Origin of the sequence: Streptomyces marokkonensis, assembly GCF_008312835.1 — a bacterium.
Lineage (GTDB): Bacteria > Actinomycetota > Actinomycetes > Streptomycetales > Streptomycetaceae > Streptomyces > Streptomyces marokkonensis_A.
In genome coordinates, this window is record NZ_VSKS01000007.1 from 26,871 (window position 1) to 44,368 (window position 17,498).

Below are 17,498 nucleotides of genomic sequence, written 5' to 3' on the forward strand. Positions count from 1 at the left end.
CTTCCCCCTGAGCGCCCCTTCTCACCGGTGGCGGTCCGTCACACATTCGAGTGACCTGCATCCGATCGGGCACACAGACAGGAATGCTGGCCAGGTGCGGGTCGTCAGGATCGGGAGGAGTGTGCCGTCGTGCTGGACGCCGAGGTGGCGATCGTCGGGGCGGGTGCCGCCGGGCTGTCCCTGGCCCACCGTCTGGCGCGGACCGCGCCGGGAACCCGGGCGCCGTCGGTCGTGCTGGTGGACGCCCCGCCCGGCCCCCTGCGGCCGCCGCGCCGCACGTGGTGCTTCTGGGAGGCGGGCGCGGGCCGCTTCGACGCCGCCGTCACGGCGACCTGGCGGCACCTGCGGGTACGTCCCCCCTCGGGCCGGGAGATCGAGGGGGACATCGAGCCCCTGCGCTACAAGATGATCCGGTCCGACGACTTCGAGCACCTGGTCGCCCACGACCTCGCCGACAGCATGGCCGTGCGCCGGCTCGAGGCGGCCGTCGAGACCGTGGAGGACGTGCCCGGCGGGGCCCTGGTCCATCTGCGGGACACCGCCGGGCGGACACGCTTCCTGCGAACCCGCTGGGTGTTCGACTCACGTCCCCCGGGCAGCCTCCCGGCCGCCCGCACCACGCTGCTGCAGCACTTCCACGGCTGGTTCGTCCGCACCGCCCGCCCGGTCTTCGACCCCCGGACCGCGGATCTGATGGACTTCCGCACCCCCCAGCCGGCGGACGGCCTGTCCTTCGGATACGTCCTGCCCGTCGGCCGCCGCGAGGCGCTGGTGGAGTACACCGAGTTCTCCCCGCGTCCGCTCACCGCCGACGGCTACGAGGCGGCGATGCGGCACTACACCGAGGACGTACTCCGACTGGGTGCGCTGCGGATCCTCTCCACCGAGACGGGCGTCATCCCGATGACCGACGCCCCTATGCCCCGCCGGGTCGGTGCGTCCGTCTTCCGCATCGGCGCCGCGGGCGGCGCCACCCGTCCCTCGACCGGCTACACCTTCGCCGGTATCCAGCGTCAGACGAGCGCCGTCGCCACTGCCCTGCACCGCGGCCGCGTCCCGGTGCCGCCCCCCGCCCATTCGGCCCGGTCCCGGGCCATGGACGCCGTGCTGCTGCGCGCCCTGGCCGGCGGACGGGCCGACGGTCCCGCGCTGTTCGCCCGCCTTTTCGCCCGTGTGCCGATGCGGCGTCTGCTGCGCTTCCTCGACGGCCGTACCCGGCTCCACGAGGACCTCGCCGTCGGCCTGCACGCCCCGATCGGCCCGATGCTCCGCTCGGCGCTGGAACTGCCCACCCTGCCCCGCCGCCCCTTCGACGGCCCCTGACCCGGGCCGCCCGCACCCGTCCGGACCCCCTCTGCTCCAGGAGACCGTATGACCCTGCTGCTGCGCGACGAGGATCTCGCCACCGCGTTCGACCACGCGGCCCGCGGCTACGACGCCCTCGTGGCCGCCAACCCCGGCTACCACGCCCATCTGCGCCGCTCGGCCCGCCGTCTGGGGCTGGGGCTGCCACGGCGGGGCGAGGGCATGCGCGTCCTGGACCTCGGCTGCGGCACCGGCGCGTCGACCGCCGCGCTCGCCGCGGCGCTGCCCGGCGCACGGATCGTCGCGGTGGACGCCTCCGCCGGCATGCTCGAACGGGCCGCCGCCAAGCCCTGGCCGGACGGTGTGACCTTCGTACGGGCGGCGGCGGAGGGGTTGGCCGGGGCCGGGGTGGAGGGGCCGTTCGACGCGGTGTTCGCGGCCTATCTCTTCCGCAACGTCTCCGATCCCGACGGCGTGCTCACCACCGTGCGCGACCTGCTCGCCCCCGGCGGGAGACTGGGCGTGCACGAATACGCCCTCGGCGGACGGCGCGTGGACCGCGCGGTGTGGACCGCGGTGTGCCGCGGCGTCGTCCAGCCGGTGGCCAGCGTGCTCGGTGACGGTGAGCTGTACCGCCATCTCCACCGCAGCGTCGTGGAGTTCGACACCGCGGACCGGTTCGCCGGCCGGCTGCGCGCGACCGGCTTCGACGCGGTGCGCGTCCTGCCCCTGCCGGGATGGCAGACGGGCATCACCCACACCATCGTGGGCCGCAGGCCCCGCACGGAGAACGGGGCCGAGGCATGACGCCCCTCGGCCGCCCCGACGCCACCCGGCACGGCCGGGACCGCCGCGCCCGCGTGCTCGCGCCGCCGCCCGGGGCACGCCGGATCGAGGGCGCCCGCCCGACGACCGCCGTCGTCGGCGGGGGGATCGCCGGACTGGCGGCGGCGACCGCGCTCGCCGAGCGCGGCGTGGCCGTGACGCTCTACGAGCGCGAACCCTTCCTGGGCGGACGGGTCGGCGGCTGGCCGGTCGCCCTGGCCGACGGCACCCCGGCGACCATGAGCCGCGGATTCCACGCTTTCTTCCGTCAGTACTACAACCTGCGCGGTCTGTTGCGCCGTACCGATCCGGGACTGGAGCGGCTCACCGGCCTGGCCGACTACCCGCTGCACCACGGGGACGGTCTGCGCGACAGCTTCCGCCACGTCCCGCGCACCCCGCCGTGGAGTGCGCTCGGCTTCGTCGCCCTCAGCCCGTCCTTCCGCCCGGCCGACCTGCGCCGCATGAACCCGGTCGCGGCCCTTCCGCTGCTCGACGTGCGCGTGCCCGAGGTGTACGAACGCTTCGACGGCGTCAGCGCCCACGACTTCCTCGACGCCGTCCGCTTCCCGCAGAGCGCCCGCCACCTGGCGTTCGAGGTGTTCTCCCGCAGCTTCTTCGCCGACCCCCGGCAGCTGTCGGCGGCCGAGATGATCCTGATGTTCCACATCTACTTCCTCGGTTCCGCCGAGGGGCTGCTGTTCGACGTGCCCGACGCGCCCTTCCCGGCCGCTCTGTGGGAACCCCTGGCCGACTACCTGCGCGGGCACCGCGCCGGCATCCGCACCGGCACGGCGGTGGAGCACATCGCCCCCACCGGGGACGGCGGCTTCGAGGTCGCCACCGCCGAGGCGGAGCGGCGTCACGACACCGTCGTCCTCGCCCTCGACGCCGCGGGACTGCGTTCCCTCGTCGCCCGCTCCGGCAGGCTGGGCGACGAGGCGTGGCGGGAACGGGTCGCACGCCTGCGCAACGCCCCGCCGTTCCTGGTCACCCGCCTGTGGCTGGACCGGCCCGTCGCCCCCGGCCGGCCGGCGTTCCTGGGCACGAGCGGATACGAGGGCCTCGACAACATCAGTGTGCTGGACCGCTACGAGGACGAAGCGGCCCGGTGGGCCGCCCGTACCGGAGGGTCCGTGGTCGAACTCCACGCGTACGCGCGGCATCCCGGGGACTCACCGGAGACCGAGCAGAAGCGGCTGATCGACCAGTTGCGCCGCGTCTACCCGGAGACGGCCCACGCCACGATCGTCGACGCCCAACACCTGTGGCGGTCCGACTGCCCCCTGTTCCCCGTCGGGGGGTACGAGGACCGGCCGACGGTACGCACGCCGGACCCCGGGCTGGTGGTGGCGGGCGACCTGGTGCGCACCGGCCTGCCCGTGGCCCTCATGGAACGCGCGGCGACGACCGGCTTCCTCGCCGCCAACGCCCTGCTGGAGCGCTGGGGCGTGCGCGGACAGACCTTGTGGACCGTGCCCGAAAGGGGACGCGGGCCACTGCTGCGCGGCCTGGCCGGACTGGGGCGGCGTCGGTCGGGCTGACGGAGCACCGGCCGCCCGCCGGCCGGGGTCCGGCGTCAGTCGCCGGATGCCGGCAGGCCGGCCCCCGCCCGGTGAGGTGGTCGAGGACGTTGGTCTGCCGCAGGAGGCGTTCGAGGATCTGCGGCCGGTTGTCCAGGAACAGGAGCGCGCCCGCGGCACTGGTGTGACGGTGGAGCAGGAGCAGGAGCAGGAGCAGGAGCAGGAGCAGGAGCAGGAGCAGCGCGGCCAGGCCCAGCGGGTCGACGCCCTGCGGCTCGCGGAAGTCCAGCCGCACGGCACGCGGCGGCTCCGGCCCACCGAGGTGCGCCGCCACGACGGCGACGGCGGGATGCACGCCGGGGGTGGTGGGGCGCGCTCATACAGGGGTGCCGGGAACCACGGCATCGGCCGCCGGGCCGCGGAGACAGGCCACTCCCTCGCGGACCAGACGCAGGCCCCGGGGGAAGTCGTGCAACTGCTCCGCGAGAATGTCGAGTCCCGTCACCAGGGTGTGTACCGGAACACCGCGCGCCGCGAGCACCTGGGAGGTCCATTCCAGGAATCCGGTGAACACCTCGGCGTCGTCCATGTACAGCGCGGTGGCCAGGAAGTCGAGGATGTGGACCAGATCCTCCGCGGTCCGCTCCCGCTGCGCGTCGTTGTACCCGCGCGTCGCGGGAACACGATTCTCCAGGCCCGCCAGCACCTGCCTGATCAGGCGGCTGCGGGACTGGACCACCCTCGTGTACTCCTGGTCCGCCAGGTGCGGAAGGTCGTCGACCACCTGCCGGACCGCCGGGTGACGCGGCAGACCGGCCTCCAGCACGGCGGCCGCGCCGCGGGCGTCCGGGGCCCACGCGTCGGCGCCCAGTGCCCGCGCGAACCGGCCGTCCGCACCGAAGGCCCTGCCGCCGGCCAACACGGGCACCCCGACCGCCTGGCAGGCGGTGATGGCCGCGTGCGCCGCCGGGAGATGCGTGGGGATCGACCCCGAGAGCAGGACGGCGTCGGAGTTGGTGTGATGCTGGTGGGCGACGAGATGGGGCGTCGGCGTCTGGGCGCCCAGATAGTCCACCTGCCAGCCCCGCAGCCGCAGCACCTCCGCGACGAGCCGGGCCGGGAAGGCGTGCCATTCGCCGTCGACGCAGGTGACCGTCACCCGGCCGCGGTACGGGGGTACGGGTCTGCCGGCCGCGGGACCGTGGGCGAGAGCGGCGATCACGCGCTCGTTGATGGACGTGGCGGCATGTTCCTGGGCGACAGTGATCCGGTCGGCGGCCCATTCGACACCGATCTTCTCCTGCACCGCCGCGACGACGTCGAGCAGCAGGCCCTCCTCGTCCCAGCCCGCGCCGAGCCCCGTACGCACCACGTCGACGGCGTCGTACTCGCTGCCCTCGAGCACCGCCCGCCAGAGCCTGTCGCGCAGGACATCGGCCGGCGGGCGGGTCCCGTTCAGTCCGTCCTCCCCGGATGTCCGCCCGCGCTGGGGTGCGCCCCCACCGGCGGGGCCGTGCGCGGCGCGCTGATGGCCAGGGTGGCCATGTCGTCGTGGCCGCCGGACCTCAGCCACTGTGCGGCCAGCATCTGCACCCGCTCCACGATCGCCTCCCCCGGCATACCGGCGCACTCCACCAACGCCTGCCGCAGTCGGTCTTCCCCGAACAGTTCGTCACCCAGCGGTCCGCCGCGGGCCTCCGTGATGCCGTCGGTGTACAGCAGGCAGGTCTCCCCGGGCGCGAGCACTTCCTCGGCCGACTGCACCGTGAGCGAGGGCAGCGCTCCGACGAGGGTGCCGTGGGTGGCCGCCTCTTCGACGCGGCCGTCGGCCCGGACGATGAGCGGCGGCATGTGCCCGGCGCTGGTCAGCCGGAGACGCACCTGGCGCGCCTCCCGCCGGACGGATGCCAGCACCAGGGTGGCGAAGCGAGTGTGGTGCGAGCTGAGCAGCGCCCCGTTGAGCAGGGTGAGGACCTGCTCGTGGTCGGACGCCAGCGGCAGCAGCGCGTGCAGCGTGTTGCGGATCTTCCCGGTCAGGACCGCGGCTTCCAGCCCTTTGCCGGCCACGTCGCCCAGCACCACGAAGGTCTCCCGAGAAGCATCGCATCCGGGGTGGACGTCGTAGAAGTCACCACCGATCCGCTCGTGGTCGCTGGCGGCGCGGTAGCGGCCCGCGTATTCCACCCCGTGGATGCTCTCCAGTGTCGGCGGCAGCAGGTCCCGCATGAGCGTGGTGGTGATCGCACTCTGCTCGCTGTACAGGTGTGCGGCCGACAGCGCGGCACCCGCGCGTGCGGCGAAGAGCCGGGCGAACGCCTCCTCGTCCTGGGTGAACGTGCCTTCCGGACTGGAGCGGAGCAGGATCAGCGCACCGGCGGACACGCCGTGGCCGGGAAGCGACGTGACGAGGGCGGAACCGACCGGCCCGCCGAAGCCCGCCGGGACGGCCCACTCGGGAAGGGCCGCGGGGTCGATCCAGCGCGCGGGCACGGGCGGGAACCCCTGGAGGGCCTCGACCAGCCCCGGAACGCCGCGTGGATCGAGTTGAAGCGACGTGGGCACGACGGGCTCGCCACGCAGGGCATGGGTCACGGTGCAGCGGCGCCCGACGGGCGGCAGGACGATCAGCGCGGCGTCGGCGAGGTGTTCCGCCGCCAGCCGTGCCGCGACCTCCGCGCAGCGCGGCACATTGAGTGACGACAACAGGGTGCTGAAGACCATGGCGCGGACCTCCGCCTGCTGCCGGGCCCTCCGCAGGGATGCTTCCGCCCGACGGCGGCCGGTACCGTCGACGAGCCACCATGCGACGCCCCCGTCCGCCGGGCTGGGATACGCCTCGAAGAACCGGTCACCGATCTCCCCGGCGGCCGACGGGCCCTCCGGCGTGACGCCGGTCTCGTCGGTGAGGCGCAGGTGCGCGGCCGCCAGCCAGGACGGCACCATGTCCCGTGCGGTGCCCGAGTCGCGGCGGTCCGTCATCATCGGACGGGCCGGCGGGTTCAGGTCCACGAGCGTGCCGTTCGCGTCCAGAACGAGCACCGGGCAGGGAGCGTCCTTCCAGGTCGGACCGACACGGATGTCCGTGTCACGCGGTCGGGCGGGTGAGCCGCGGGAAGGAATCACAAGCGCAGGCACGCGTCGCGCGCACCCCACCACCTCTCTGCCGGGGGGACTGGACTCAACTGTCACGGTCTCCCATCCTTACCTGCGAAAGCAACCGGGCCGGGCGACGACGCCGTGCCCACTGGTCGGCTGCGTACCCCGAGGCACGAGTCCCATCCCCGCACGTGCCGCCGGCCCGGGTACCGGCGCCGTGCGGACGGGTGCGGTACTCATGCCGCCGGTACGGCCGCGCGGACGGCGCCGTGGACGGCACGGGCCAGTCGCGCTCCCCACAGGGAGCGGGGCCCGGCGAAGGCGTATTCCCTCTCGCCGGGGCCCGGAATGTGGGAAATCACGCACACCGCGTCGGTGGGAGTCCCGGAACAGTCGTGGCCCGCCCCCACGAGAGCCTGCACCTTCGCCTCCGTGACCGTGGCCACCGCGTTGACCAGGGCCGCGTCGCTCAGCGGGACCGGCACGGCGGCGACGATGTTGATCGTGCCCGGCGCCTGCGGCCCGCCCGTGCCCGCGCCGGGCACGGCGGCCCAGCCGCGCACGTCGATGCCGGCCGTGACGAAGGCGTCCGCGCCCTCGTCGTGCGCGTGGGCGTACGCCGACACGTCCGCCGCCGTCATCAGCCCCACTCCCGGCCCCCGCGCGCCCGCGGCGGCGGCGAGGCCCGCGAGGTGCCGGTCCGGGTCGGTGCGCCGGTAGCCGTGGGCCACCTGGGCGTTGAGCACCCAGGCCCGCTCGCCGATGCCCCCGCCGAGCACCGCACTGCTGATCATCCTCCGGCCGGGACCCGCCACCCAGAGCAGCGCGTGCAGCCGTTCACCGCCCTCGACCCGGGTCAGGGCCCGCGGAGGCGGCAGCTGGGGGGAGGTACGGGGCGGCGGGAGGACGGCGGTCACCGGGCGGGGCTCCTTGCAGGCTCGGACCGGCCGATCCTACGGCCGCGCGACCGCCCCCTCCCGCACGAGGGCCGTTCAGTCCCGCGGCTTCTCCGGCCGGGGCCCGCGGAAGCAGGCGGTGACGGTCTTGCCGTGGGGGCAGGGGTGGGCCTCCCACTCGTCGGCCAGGGCGTCCACCAGGAGCATGCCGCGCCCGCCGAGGCGTTCGGTGCTCGGCCCCCGGGGTGCCGGCAGGGCGGCCGAGGTGTCGTGCACCGAGATGTGCAGACACTGCTGGTCCCAGGTCATGATCAACTGTGCGCTGCTGTGGGCGTGCCGGTGGGCGTTGGTGACCAGCTCCGACACGGTCAGCAGCACGGCGTCCACCGTTTCGGGGGCGGTGGTGGTCCAGCCCACCGCGTCGAGATGCCCGCGTGCCCAGTCCCGGGCCGCCTTCACCTCGCTGTCCAGCGGCAGCGAGCGCGCCCAGCCCACTGCGCGGACCGACGATCCGGTCATGGTGGTCCTTCCTGGTCACGGTCGCGCGGCCCGGCCGGTCGCCGGGCCGCGCGCGGGGGAGTGCCGGGGCTCAACGGTGGCCACCGCCGCGGAGTTTGCCCAGCAGACGCTGTGCCTGGCCCCGGCGCCGGGGATCGGCGGCGGCCCGCCGCACCTGCTCGGCCGTACGCCGCCCCTGAGGGCTCCTGGCGAACTGTTTGATGCGCTCCACCATGCTCGGCATGGGTGCTCCTTTCCGCGGATGTCCGCTCTGGTGCCTGCCCTACTCCGCCTACCCCCGGCGGGCGGACTCAGCCCTGCGGGCGGGGGGTCAGGTCTCATCTCGACGGCTCGTACCCCTCGGCTCCCGGGCCGCACGTCCACACCCCCTTCCCGGGTCGCCCGACGACCACCACCGACTGCGTCCGCCCGGACGGCTGCCGGGCCCGCCGGGGCCCCTCCCACTGTCCCCGCTCGCAGCCGGCGGACGGAAGCGCCGACCGCCGCGCCCGGCCGGGCACGGAGCGGAAGCGCCGACCGGCCGGCCCCCGGCGCCGGGGGCCGGGCCGCCTGATGGGGCGTGTTTGGCGCGGGAGTCTGCGGCAATGCGGTGTCCATGAGCGAAGAGAACAAGAACGCGAACCGGAAGACCACGTCCACCCGTACCGCCGCGGCCAAGGCCCGGGAGGCCACGGACAAGGCGACCGCTTCCACCGGGGACGCGGCTCGCGGTGCCGCAGGCAAGGCGGGTGACGCGACGTCAGCGGCCGCGTCGGGTGCCGGGCGCGCGGCCCAGGCGGCGAGCGGCGCCGCGCAGACCGCCGCCAAGGGCGTCGAGGCGGGCCGCCGCGCGGTCGTCGCCACCTCGGGACAGGTCGCGGCCGGCGCCAAGACGGCCTGGACGGTCATCGCCAACCGCCGGCTCGTCGCCGCCGGTGCCGCGGCCGGCCTGACCGCGCTGACCGCCGCCTCGTACGCGGTGGGCCGTCGCGCGGAACGCCACACCCACGGCCCCCTCACGAGGATGACCGGCGGACGGATCTGACCCCGGGCGGCCGGGCGGCGCCGGGCCCACTCGCGCGGTTCGGCCCCGACGGGCAAAGATGTCTCCGCAAGCGAAGAATCAACCCATGCGGAGGAGTGGGCACATGCAGCACGAGCGAGCGGGCGGCCCGGCCGGCCCCGAGGATCTCGTCGACGTCGCTCGGCTGGTCACGGCGTACTACGCACTGCACCCGGACCTCGATGATCCGGGGCAGCGCGTCACGTTCGGGACGTCGGGACACCGCGGTTCGTCTCTGACGGCCGCGTTCAACGAGGACCACATCGCCGCGACCAGCCAGGCCATCTGCGAGTACCGCGCCGGCCGGGGGACCGACGGCCCGCTCTTCCTCGGTGCCGACACCCACGCGCTGTCCGAGCCCGCCCGGGTCACCGCCCTGGAGGTGTTCGCGGCCAACGGGGTCACGGTGCTCATCGACAGCGCGGACGGCTACACCCCGACCCCGGCGGTCTCGCACGCCATCCTCACCCACAACCGGGGCCGCACCACGGGCCTCGCGGACGGTGTCGTCGTCACCCCGTCCCACAATCCGCCCGGTGACGGCGGGTTCAAGTACAACCCGCCGAGCGGTGGCCCGGCGGGCTCGGACGCGACCGGATGGATCCAGGACCGGGCCAACGACCTCATTCGCGGCGGCCTCAAGGACGTCCGCCGCATGCCGTACGCCCGCGCCCTCGCCGCACCCGGAACCGGCCGGTACGACTTCCTCGGCACCTACGTCGCGGACCTGCCGCAGGTGCTGGACCTGGACGCGATCCGCGCGGCCGGCGTGCGGATCGGCGCCGACCCGCTGGGCGGGGCGTCCGTCGCCTACTGGGGCCGGATCGCCGAACAGCACCGGCTCGACCTCACCGTGGTCAACCCGCTCACCGACCCCACCTGGCGGTTCATGACGCTGGACTGGGACGGCAGGATCCGGATGGACTGCTCCTCGCCGCACGCCATGGCGTCCCTCATCCGGCAGCGCGACCGCTTCGACATCGCCACCGGCAACGACGCGGACGCCGACCGGCACGGCATCGTCACCCCGGACGCCGGGCTGATGAACCCCAACCACTACCTCGCCACGGCGATCGGCTACCTCTACGCGCACCGCGAGCAGTGGCCGCCGGGGGCCGGGATCGGCAAGACACTGGTGTCCTCCGCGATGATCGACCGGGTCGCCGCCGACCTGAAGCGCGAACTGGTCGAGGTCCCCGTCGGGTTCAAGTGGTTCGTGGACGGACTCGCCGACGGGACCCTCGGCTTCGGCGGTGAGGAGTCCGCCGGCGCCTCCTTCCTGCGCCGGGACGGCTCGGTGTGGACCACCGACAAGGACGGCATCATCCTGGCGCTCCTCGCCTCCGAGATCACGGCCGTCACCGGGAAGACGCCCTCCGAGCACTACGCCGCGCTCACCGCCCGCTTCGGCGAGCCCGCCTACGAGCGCATCGACGCCCCGGCCACCCGCGAGGAGAAGGCCCGCCTGTCGAAGCTCTCCCCGGCCCAGGTCACCGCCGACACCCTGGCCGGCGAGGCGGTCACCTCGGTGCTCACCGAGGCGCCGGGCAACGGCGCGCCCATCGGGGGCATCAAGGTGACCACGGACAGCGCCTGGTTCGCCGCCCGTCCCTCCGGGACCGAGGACGTCTACAAGATCTACGCCGAGTCCTTCCAGGGACCCGGCCACCTCCACCGGGTGCAGGAGGAGGCCCGGTCCGTGGTCCTCGCGGCACTGGGCGGCTGAGCCGCTCCGCCGCGCACGGGAACGTCCCGGTCGTCCGGCAGGACGGCCGGGACGCCTCAGCCGGCCTGGACGGCGGGGCCGGAGGGGATCGGCGAGGCGGGCCCGGGCGGCTCGGACGTCGCCGTGGGCAGGTCCGCCGGAGCCACCTCCGACTGCTGCAGGACGCTGTCGCCGCCGGGCCCCTCCACCGGGGTGCCCGCCCCGGTGGACAACTGCGACCACGCGCCGAGGGCCAGCGCGATCGCGGCCGCCGTACCCGCCACGCGTCCGACGCGGCGCAGTCTGGCGCGGCGGTCCATGTCACGCCAGGACGGACCCTCCCACGGATCGTCGGGACGCCACAGATCACCGACCGACGCGGCCCCGGCGTCCGTCCGCGGCGCATCGGGCCGGGCGAAGGGCTCAGGCCGTGCGCCGGAGGTCCGCTGGCGCGCGGAGGGCTCCTTGGGGGCGGTGGCCCTGATGGCGTGCTCGGTGTCGGTGAGGAACCGCTGCCAGACGTCCTCGGGCACGGGCGGCGCACCGTCGTGCTCGTCCGGCGGTCCGCCGGCGTCCGGGCTCTGCGCGGTCACGTGGGTTCTTCCTCTCGTGTGCGGGAGCCCGCGACGGCCTCTCGGCCGACTCGCCGGGGTCCCGCCAGGATCATTGCACAGCGCAAAAACGGAACGACAGGGGGCCGGGCCGCAGTTCACACCTGATTCACGGGGACTCGATTGGATAAAGGTCCGCTGCGGGGGACACGACCCCTGCCCGACCTTTGCATAGTCTAAAGATCGGGGAGGGGCGTCCGCGGAGGGCAGGGGCGGCCCTCGCGTGCCCCCGACACCGCTGGAGCAGGAAGATGACCGACGACGAACCGCCATCGGGCCCGAGGATCCTGGCCTGGACACCCATGGCCGTGATGGCGGTGATCGCGGTCGTCGACGTCATGGCGGGCCCGGGGATCGGTCTGCTGCCGCTGGTGTCCCTCGGGCCGGCCTTCGCCGGACTGGCCGGCGGCTGGCGCCGCACCGCGGTGATCGGCGCGCTGGCACTGCTGCTCTGCGTCGGCCTGGGTCTGTACAACGGGCTTTTCGTGAAGCCCCGCGGCTACACCGCCATGGCGTCGGTGGCCGGAGTGACCGGCGTCGGCATCGCGGCCGCCGTGGCCCGGTCGCGCCGGGAGGCGGAGCTGGCGAGCGTGCGGTCGATCGCCGAGGTCGCCCAGCGGGTGCTGCTGCGGCCGGTGCCGCTGACCGCCGGCCCCCTTCAGGCGGCCGTGTCGTACACGTCCGCCGTCGCACAGGCCCGCATCGGCGGCGATCTCTACGAGGTGGTGGCCTCGCCGCACGGCGTCCGCGTCATCCTCGGCGACGTGCAGGGCAAGGGCCTGGCCGCGGTGGAGACGGCCGCCGTGGTGCTCGGCGCGTTCCGGGAGGCCGCCTACGACGAGCCCGACCTGGTCGGGCTGGGCGAGCGGGTGGAGCGCAGCGTGGCCCGGGAGCTGGAGGGCGAACGGTTCGTCACCGCCGTCCTCGCGGAGATCGGCTCCGACCAGGAGGTCACCCTCCTCAACTACGGTCACCCGGCCCCCATGCTCGTACGCCGCGACGGCAGCACCGACTTCCCGGAGCCGCCGGAGTTCGCGCTGCCGCTGGGGCTGTCCGCGCCCGGGGCCGACGGGCCGGAGCCCTACCGGGTGGCGTTCGCCCCGGGGGAGCAACTGCTGCTCTACACCGACGGCGTCACCGAGGCCCGCGACCGGGAGGGGCGCTTCTACCCGCTGGGCGAGCGCACGCACCTGCTGAAGGAACCCGACGCGCACCGCGCCCTGGAGGCCCTGCGCCAGGACCTGGTCCGGCACACGGGAGGGCCGCCCGGTGACGACGCCGCGATGCTCCTGCTCCGCTACCACCGGCACCAGGACCCCGGACCCGCGTCCACCGGATGAGTGGGCGGGCCCGGGAGAGGTACAAAGAACACATGCCGGAGCGTGAGGCCCCCGACGGGACCATGGACGACGTCGAGGCGGTCACCCGCGCGGTGCTGACCGCCTCACGGCTGCTGGTGGCCGTCTCCGCGCAGTCCCTCGCCGCCGTCGAGGAACGGGTGACGCTGCCGCAGTTCCGGATGCTGATGGTGCTCTCCACCCGCGGTGCCACCAAGCTGGTCGCGCTCGCCGACCTGCTCCACGTCGCCCCGTCCACCGCGATGCGCATGGTCGACCGGCTGATAGCGGCCGGGCTCGCCGACCGGCAGACCAACCCCGCCAACCGCAGGGAGACGCTGCTGCGGCTCACCGACGAGGGCCGCCGCACGGTCGAGGAGGTCACCGCGCGCCGCCGGACCGACATCGCGGCGATCGTCGAGCGGCTGGCCCCGCGACAGCGCGCGGCCCTGGTCAACGCGCTCACCGCCTTCAACGAGGCCGGCGGCGAGCCACCCGCCGGCGAACCGGAACCGTACCCGCTCGGCTGGGCGGTGGAAGGATCCGGCGCCCACGGCAGGTGAGCGGCCGCGCCCTCTTATTTGCCGGACCGGCAACATCACTCGTCCCGACGGGGCCGCCGCGGCCATGCTCGACGGACGGTCTCCGGCGCCGTGCGGACGGGAGAGCCCGGAGACCCCGGACCACCCTGGAGCGCGTATGTCACAACACCCGGCGAACGATCTCACGCACCGGCTCGTCCCCTCGCCCGCAGGCCGGACCCACGTGGTGGAGCAGGGCAGCGGCCCCCTGGTGCTGCTCGTCCACGGATTCCCCGAGTCCTGGTACTCCTGGCGCCACCAGCTGCCTGTCCTGGCGGCGGCCGGCTACCGGGCGGCGGCAATCGACGTGCGCGGCTACGGCCGCTCCTCCCGGCCGGCCGCACCGGAGGCCTACCGCATGCGGGAACTCGTGGCGGACGCCGCCGCGGTGGTGCACGCCCTGGGCGAGCGGACCGCCGTCGTCGTCGGCCACGACTGGGGATCGGCCGTCGCGGCCAACGCGGCACTGATCCGCCCGGACGTCTTCCGCGCGGTGGCCATGCTCAGCGTCCCGTACGCACCGCGCGGCGGCCCGAGGCCGAGCACCGTCTTCGCCTCGATGGGCGGTGACGAGGAGTTCTACGTCTCCTACTTCCAGGAACCCGGCCGCGCCGAGGCCGAGATCGAGCCAGACGTACGCGGCTGGCTCGCCGGGTTGTACGCGGCGCTGTCCGCCGACACGATGCCCGCACCCGGCGCGCCCCTGCCCCACTTCGTCAGCCCGGGTGGAACGCTCCGCGACCGGTTCCCCACCGGCGGGCTCCCCGCCTGGCTGAACGAGACGGACCTCGACGTCTTCGCCGGGGAGTTCGAACGCACCGGGATGAGCGGGGCGCTGGCCCGTTACCGCACCATGGACCGTGACTGGGAGGACCTCGCCGGCCTCGACGGCGCGCCCGTCACCCAGCCGTCCCTGTTCATCGGCGGCGCACTCGACGCGTCCACCACCTGGATGGCCGACGCGATCGGCGCCTTCCCCGTCACGCTCCCCGGACTGGTGTCCTCCCACATCCTCGAGGGCTGCGGCCACTGGCTCCAGCAGGAACGCCCCGCCGAGACCGGTCGCATCCTCACGGACTGGCTCACCGCGCTGCCCAAATAGGCATGTTAGATTCCCATTTGGAAAGCGACCGCGGACGGCCGGCGCGTCCACGCGCAGGGGACGGTGACACTCATGACGTCAGAGACCGGCGGCACTGCGGGGGATGACGTCCCGCTCCCGCGGATCCTGTGCGACACGGCCGCGCTGGCCGCCGTCGACGACGCGTCCGCCGGCGCCCTGTGGCGGCTCGCGGAGTCCGGCCGGCAGCTCGACGCCAACGTCGTACGCCTCCCGCCCGGGCACCGGGTCGACACCCACCGCGAGCCCGACCTCGACGTCCTCCTGCTCGTCCTCGCCGGCCACGGCACCCTCACCGCCCCCGACGGCCCCCACCCCCTCCCCGCCGGCTCCCTGACCTGGCTCCCGCACGGCTCCACCCGGAGCCTCGCCGCCGGTGCCGAGGGGCTGACCTACCTCACCGTGCACCGCCGCCGCCCCGGCATGACGATCCAGAGCCGGAGGCCCGGCAGTTGAACACATGTGTCCGCCACGGCCACAGAGTGATAACAACGGACAACGCCTGAACGCTCCGTGCGGTCTAGTCCGCCATGAAGATCTCATTCCTGATCCACAACGCCTATGCGATCGGAGGCACGGTCGCCACCACGTTCAACCTGGCCGGCGCGCTGGCCGAACGGCATGACGTGGAGATCGTCTCGGTGTTACGGAACCGGGAGCGTCCCAGCCTCACCCCGCACCCCCGGGTGCGGCTGCGGGCGCTGGTGGATCTGCGGCACGAGAAGGACCACCCCCTGCACGGCAGACCGGCCAAGGTGTTCCCCGCCGCCGAGTACCGCCACGGCCAGTACAGCGAACTGACGGACCGGCGGATCGGCGCGTACCTGGAGGCGATCGACGCCGACGTCGTCGTCGGCACCCGGCCGGGCCTCAACGTGCACCTCGCCCTCCAGGCCCCGGACCGCGTGATACGCGTCGGCCAGGAACACCTCACCCTCGACAACCACCACGCCGGGCTGCGCACCGTGCTGCGGCGCGCCTACCGCCGGCTCGACCTGATCACCACCGTCACGCAGGCGGACGCGGAATCCTACCGGCGCAAGATGCGGCTCCCCGGTGTGCGGGTCGAAGCCCTCCCCAACAGCGTCCCCGACCCCACGCTGCCCGCGGCCGACGGCTCCGGCAGGATCGTGATCGCGGCCGGCCGGCTGGTCCCGGTCAAGCGCTACGACCTGATCATCGACGCGTTCGCCCGGGTCGTCGCCGAGCACCCCGACTGGCAGCTGCGCATCTACGGCAGAGGGGAGGAGAAGGGCCGGCTGCGCACCCGGATCGAGACGCTCGGCCTGTGGAACAACGTCTTCCTCATGGGAGCGGCGACCCCCATGGAAGCCGAGTGGGTCAAGGGCTCCATCGGCGTCTCCGCCTCCGACTTCGAGCCGTTCGGCATGACCATCGTCGAGGCCATGCGCTGCGGACTGCCCGTGGTGAGCACCGACTGCCCCTACGGACCCGGCGAGATCATCAAGGACGGCGAGGACGGCCGGCTGGTGCCGGCCGGGGACACCGCGGCCTTCGGCGCCGCCCTCCTCGGCCTGGTCCGCGACGACGGGCGGCGCCGCCGCATGGGCGGGGCGGCCCTCGGCAACGCGCGCCGGTTCGCCCCCGCACCGGTCGTCGCCCGGGCCGAAGCCCTCTTCCGGGAGGCCGTCGAAGCCAGGAGCGGCGGCGGCCGCGGCGCACCCGCGCACAGCGGGCTCGCGCACACCCTGCGCACCGGGGGCCACGCCGCCCGTGACCTCGCCCGCGCCGCCGCCACCAGCGCGCTGCGCACCGTACGGAAGGGACGCCGATGAGCACCGAGAGCGCCGTGGACCCGCGCACCGACTGCACCGCCGACGCCGACGGCCGGATCACCTTCCGGCTGCGGCTCCCGTCGCCCACGCGGGCGCGGCTGCTGCTGGCACGGCGCCACGCCAAGGGCCGCCCCGAGCAGGAGAGCCGCACGCTCACCCTCGAGCCCGCCGGTTCCGACGGCGAGGTCCGCGCCGTGCTGGAACCGGCACCCCCGCTCGCGGAGGGCCGCTGGGACGTGTATCTGCTGCGCGGGCCCGACGCCGAACGCGAGCGGCTGCGCCCCGGCCTGCGGGACGTCCGCGCGCTCGTCGACGGCGGCCTGCGCGACCGGCCGTCGCCGCTGGCCGTCAGGGTGCCGTACGCCACCACCGACGGGTTCCTCGCGGTACGGGCCTGGCTGCGCACCGCCCACCCCGAGGCGAGCCGCGTCGACATCGCCGACGGCACGATGACGGTCCACGCGCGCCTGCACGGCGCCGTGCTCTCCGAAGGGGCCGCGGGGGTGCTGCGGCTGCGCGGTGACAAGGACACGGTGCGCGGCTTCCCGGTGCGGCGGGCCGGGGGCGGTTTCTCCTTCACCGTCGCCTTCGGGGAACTCGTGGCCGAGGACGGCGGCGCCCGGGTCTGGGGCGTCTTCCTCCGCCCCGCCGCCGACGCCCCACTGATCAGGGTCTGCCGCCTCCTCGACGACCTGGCGGACCGCAAGGGGGTCTTCGTGTATCCGCGGGTCACCGTCGGGGGATCCGTCCTGCGCCCTCACTACACCGTCGACAACGACCTCGCCGTCGAGGTGACGGCCGGCGGCTGAACGGCCCGGACGGCCCTGTCGGTTGTGTCACGTGGCCCGAGCCGGCGTGCCCGCTCCCTCGGATGCCGGAGGCACACGGGACGGCCGTCCGCGGTCATGATGCCCGGGGCGCGCACCAAGGACGGCCGCCGGCCGAGTGCATCGCGCGGCAGGACTCCCGCCCCGCCCCCGGCGGGCCTGCCTCGCGAGCGGCACCACCAGCCGGTACCCGTCGACCTTCCGCCGGGTTTCGGCCCGTACGCGTGGGACGGCTTCGCGTCGCTCCCGCCCGGGTACCGCCCCGTGGTCATCATGGGGTCACTGCCCGCCGTACCGCCGCCCCTCCCCGCCTCC

At 74.5% G+C, this 17,498-nt stretch carries 17 protein-coding genes; 11 read left to right on the forward strand and 6 right to left on the reverse strand.

The window, feature by feature from the left end; genetic code table 11:
* Positions 1 to 129 precede the first annotated feature (129 nt).
* The 3 genes from F1615_RS14050 to F1615_RS14060 are packed head-to-tail and all read left to right on the forward strand — an operon-like array spanning position 130 to position 3,674.
* On the forward strand, positions 130 to 1,323 hold the full coding sequence (locus F1615_RS14050) for a lycopene cyclase family protein (protein WP_149549305.1): 1,194 nt from the start codon (positions 130 to 132) through the stop codon (positions 1,321 to 1,323).
* A 48-nt stretch (positions 1,324 to 1,371) separates the two neighbouring features.
* Entirely contained in the window at positions 1,372 to 2,112 is a 741-nt protein-coding gene (locus tag F1615_RS14055; protein WP_149549306.1) for a class I SAM-dependent methyltransferase, read from the forward strand.
* A complete protein-coding gene (locus F1615_RS14060) occupies positions 2,109 to 3,674 on the forward strand; it encodes an FAD-dependent oxidoreductase (RefSeq protein ID WP_149549307.1) in 1,566 nt (521 codons plus the stop codon). The genes F1615_RS14055 and F1615_RS14060 overlap by 4 nt, the downstream gene beginning before the upstream one ends.
* A gap of 355 nt (positions 3,675 to 4,029) precedes the next feature.
* On the opposite strand, the gene F1615_RS14065 is transcribed toward F1615_RS14060, so the two are convergent.
* From F1615_RS14065 to F1615_RS35610, 5 genes are all read right to left on the reverse strand, one after another.
* Positions 4,030 to 5,112 carry a cobalamin B12-binding domain-containing protein gene (locus F1615_RS14065; protein WP_149549556.1) on the reverse strand — a complete coding sequence of 361 codons (1,083 nt, stop codon included), beginning with the start codon at positions 5,110 to 5,112 and terminating at the stop codon, positions 4,030 to 4,032.
* Complete coding sequence (locus F1615_RS14070; protein WP_149549308.1) at positions 5,109 to 6,692, reverse strand: SpoIIE family protein phosphatase; 1,584 nt, start codon at positions 6,690 to 6,692, stop codon at positions 5,109 to 5,111. The genes F1615_RS14065 and F1615_RS14070 overlap by 4 nt, the downstream gene beginning before the upstream one ends.
* A 293-nt stretch (positions 6,693 to 6,985) precedes the next feature.
* Complete coding sequence (locus F1615_RS14075; protein ID WP_149549309.1) at positions 6,986 to 7,666, reverse strand: adenosylcobinamide amidohydrolase; 681 nt, start codon at positions 7,664 to 7,666, stop codon at positions 6,986 to 6,988.
* 75 nt (positions 7,667 to 7,741) lie between these two features.
* Positions 7,742 to 8,164, reverse strand: coding sequence for an ATP-binding protein (locus F1615_RS14080; protein ID WP_149549310.1), 423 nt, complete (start codon positions 8,162 to 8,164; stop codon positions 7,742 to 7,744).
* Positions 8,165 to 8,234: 70 nt separating this feature from the next.
* Positions 8,235 to 8,387, reverse strand: a complete 153-nt coding sequence (locus F1615_RS35610) for a hypothetical protein (protein WP_167533744.1) — start codon at positions 8,385 to 8,387, stop codon at positions 8,235 to 8,237.
* A gap of 372 nt (positions 8,388 to 8,759) precedes the next feature.
* Here F1615_RS35610 and F1615_RS14085 point away from each other — a divergent pair, with 372 nt between their 5' ends.
* Positions 8,760 to 9,188, forward strand: coding sequence for a hypothetical protein (locus tag F1615_RS14085; protein ID WP_149549311.1), 429 nt, complete (start codon positions 8,760 to 8,762; stop codon positions 9,186 to 9,188).
* 103 nt (positions 9,189 to 9,291) lie between these two features.
* Complete coding sequence (gene pgm / locus F1615_RS14090; RefSeq protein ID WP_149549312.1) at positions 9,292 to 10,932, forward strand: phosphoglucomutase (alpha-D-glucose-1,6-bisphosphate-dependent); 1,641 nt, start codon at positions 9,292 to 9,294, stop codon at positions 10,930 to 10,932.
* 56 nt (positions 10,933 to 10,988) lie between these two features.
* On the opposite strand, the gene F1615_RS14095 is transcribed toward pgm, so the two are convergent.
* Complete coding sequence (locus F1615_RS14095) at positions 10,989 to 11,504, reverse strand: hypothetical protein (RefSeq protein WP_149549313.1); 516 nt, start codon at positions 11,502 to 11,504, stop codon at positions 10,989 to 10,991.
* Positions 11,505 to 11,773: 269 nt separating this feature from the next.
* Between F1615_RS14095 and F1615_RS14100 the strand changes: the two genes are divergently transcribed.
* The 6 genes from F1615_RS14100 (at position 11,774) to F1615_RS14125 (ending at position 17,165) form a co-directional block, all read left to right on the forward strand.
* Entirely contained in the window at positions 11,774 to 12,862 is a 1,089-nt protein-coding gene (locus tag F1615_RS14100) for a PP2C family protein-serine/threonine phosphatase (protein ID WP_149549314.1), read from the forward strand.
* Between the two features lie 32 nt (positions 12,863 to 12,894).
* Complete coding sequence (locus tag F1615_RS14105) at positions 12,895 to 13,422, forward strand: MarR family winged helix-turn-helix transcriptional regulator (RefSeq protein WP_149549315.1); 528 nt, start codon at positions 12,895 to 12,897, stop codon at positions 13,420 to 13,422.
* Positions 13,423 to 13,558: 136 nt separating this feature from the next.
* Positions 13,559 to 14,542, forward strand: a complete 984-nt coding sequence (locus F1615_RS14110; RefSeq protein WP_149549316.1) for an alpha/beta fold hydrolase — start codon at positions 13,559 to 13,561, stop codon at positions 14,540 to 14,542.
* Positions 14,543 to 14,614: 72 nt separating this feature from the next.
* Entirely contained in the window at positions 14,615 to 15,016 is a 402-nt protein-coding gene (locus tag F1615_RS14115; RefSeq protein WP_149549317.1) for an AraC family ligand binding domain-containing protein, read from the forward strand.
* A gap of 74 nt (positions 15,017 to 15,090) precedes the next feature.
* On the forward strand, positions 15,091 to 16,356 hold the full coding sequence (locus tag F1615_RS14120; RefSeq protein ID WP_149549318.1) for a glycosyltransferase family 4 protein: 1,266 nt from the start codon (positions 15,091 to 15,093) through the stop codon (positions 16,354 to 16,356).
* Positions 16,353 to 17,165: a transferase gene (locus F1615_RS14125; protein WP_149549319.1), complete on the forward strand. Its 813-nt coding sequence runs from the start codon at positions 16,353 to 16,355 to the stop codon at positions 17,163 to 17,165. The genes F1615_RS14120 and F1615_RS14125 overlap by 4 nt, the downstream gene beginning before the upstream one ends.
* Positions 17,166 to 17,498: the final 333 nt, after the last annotated feature.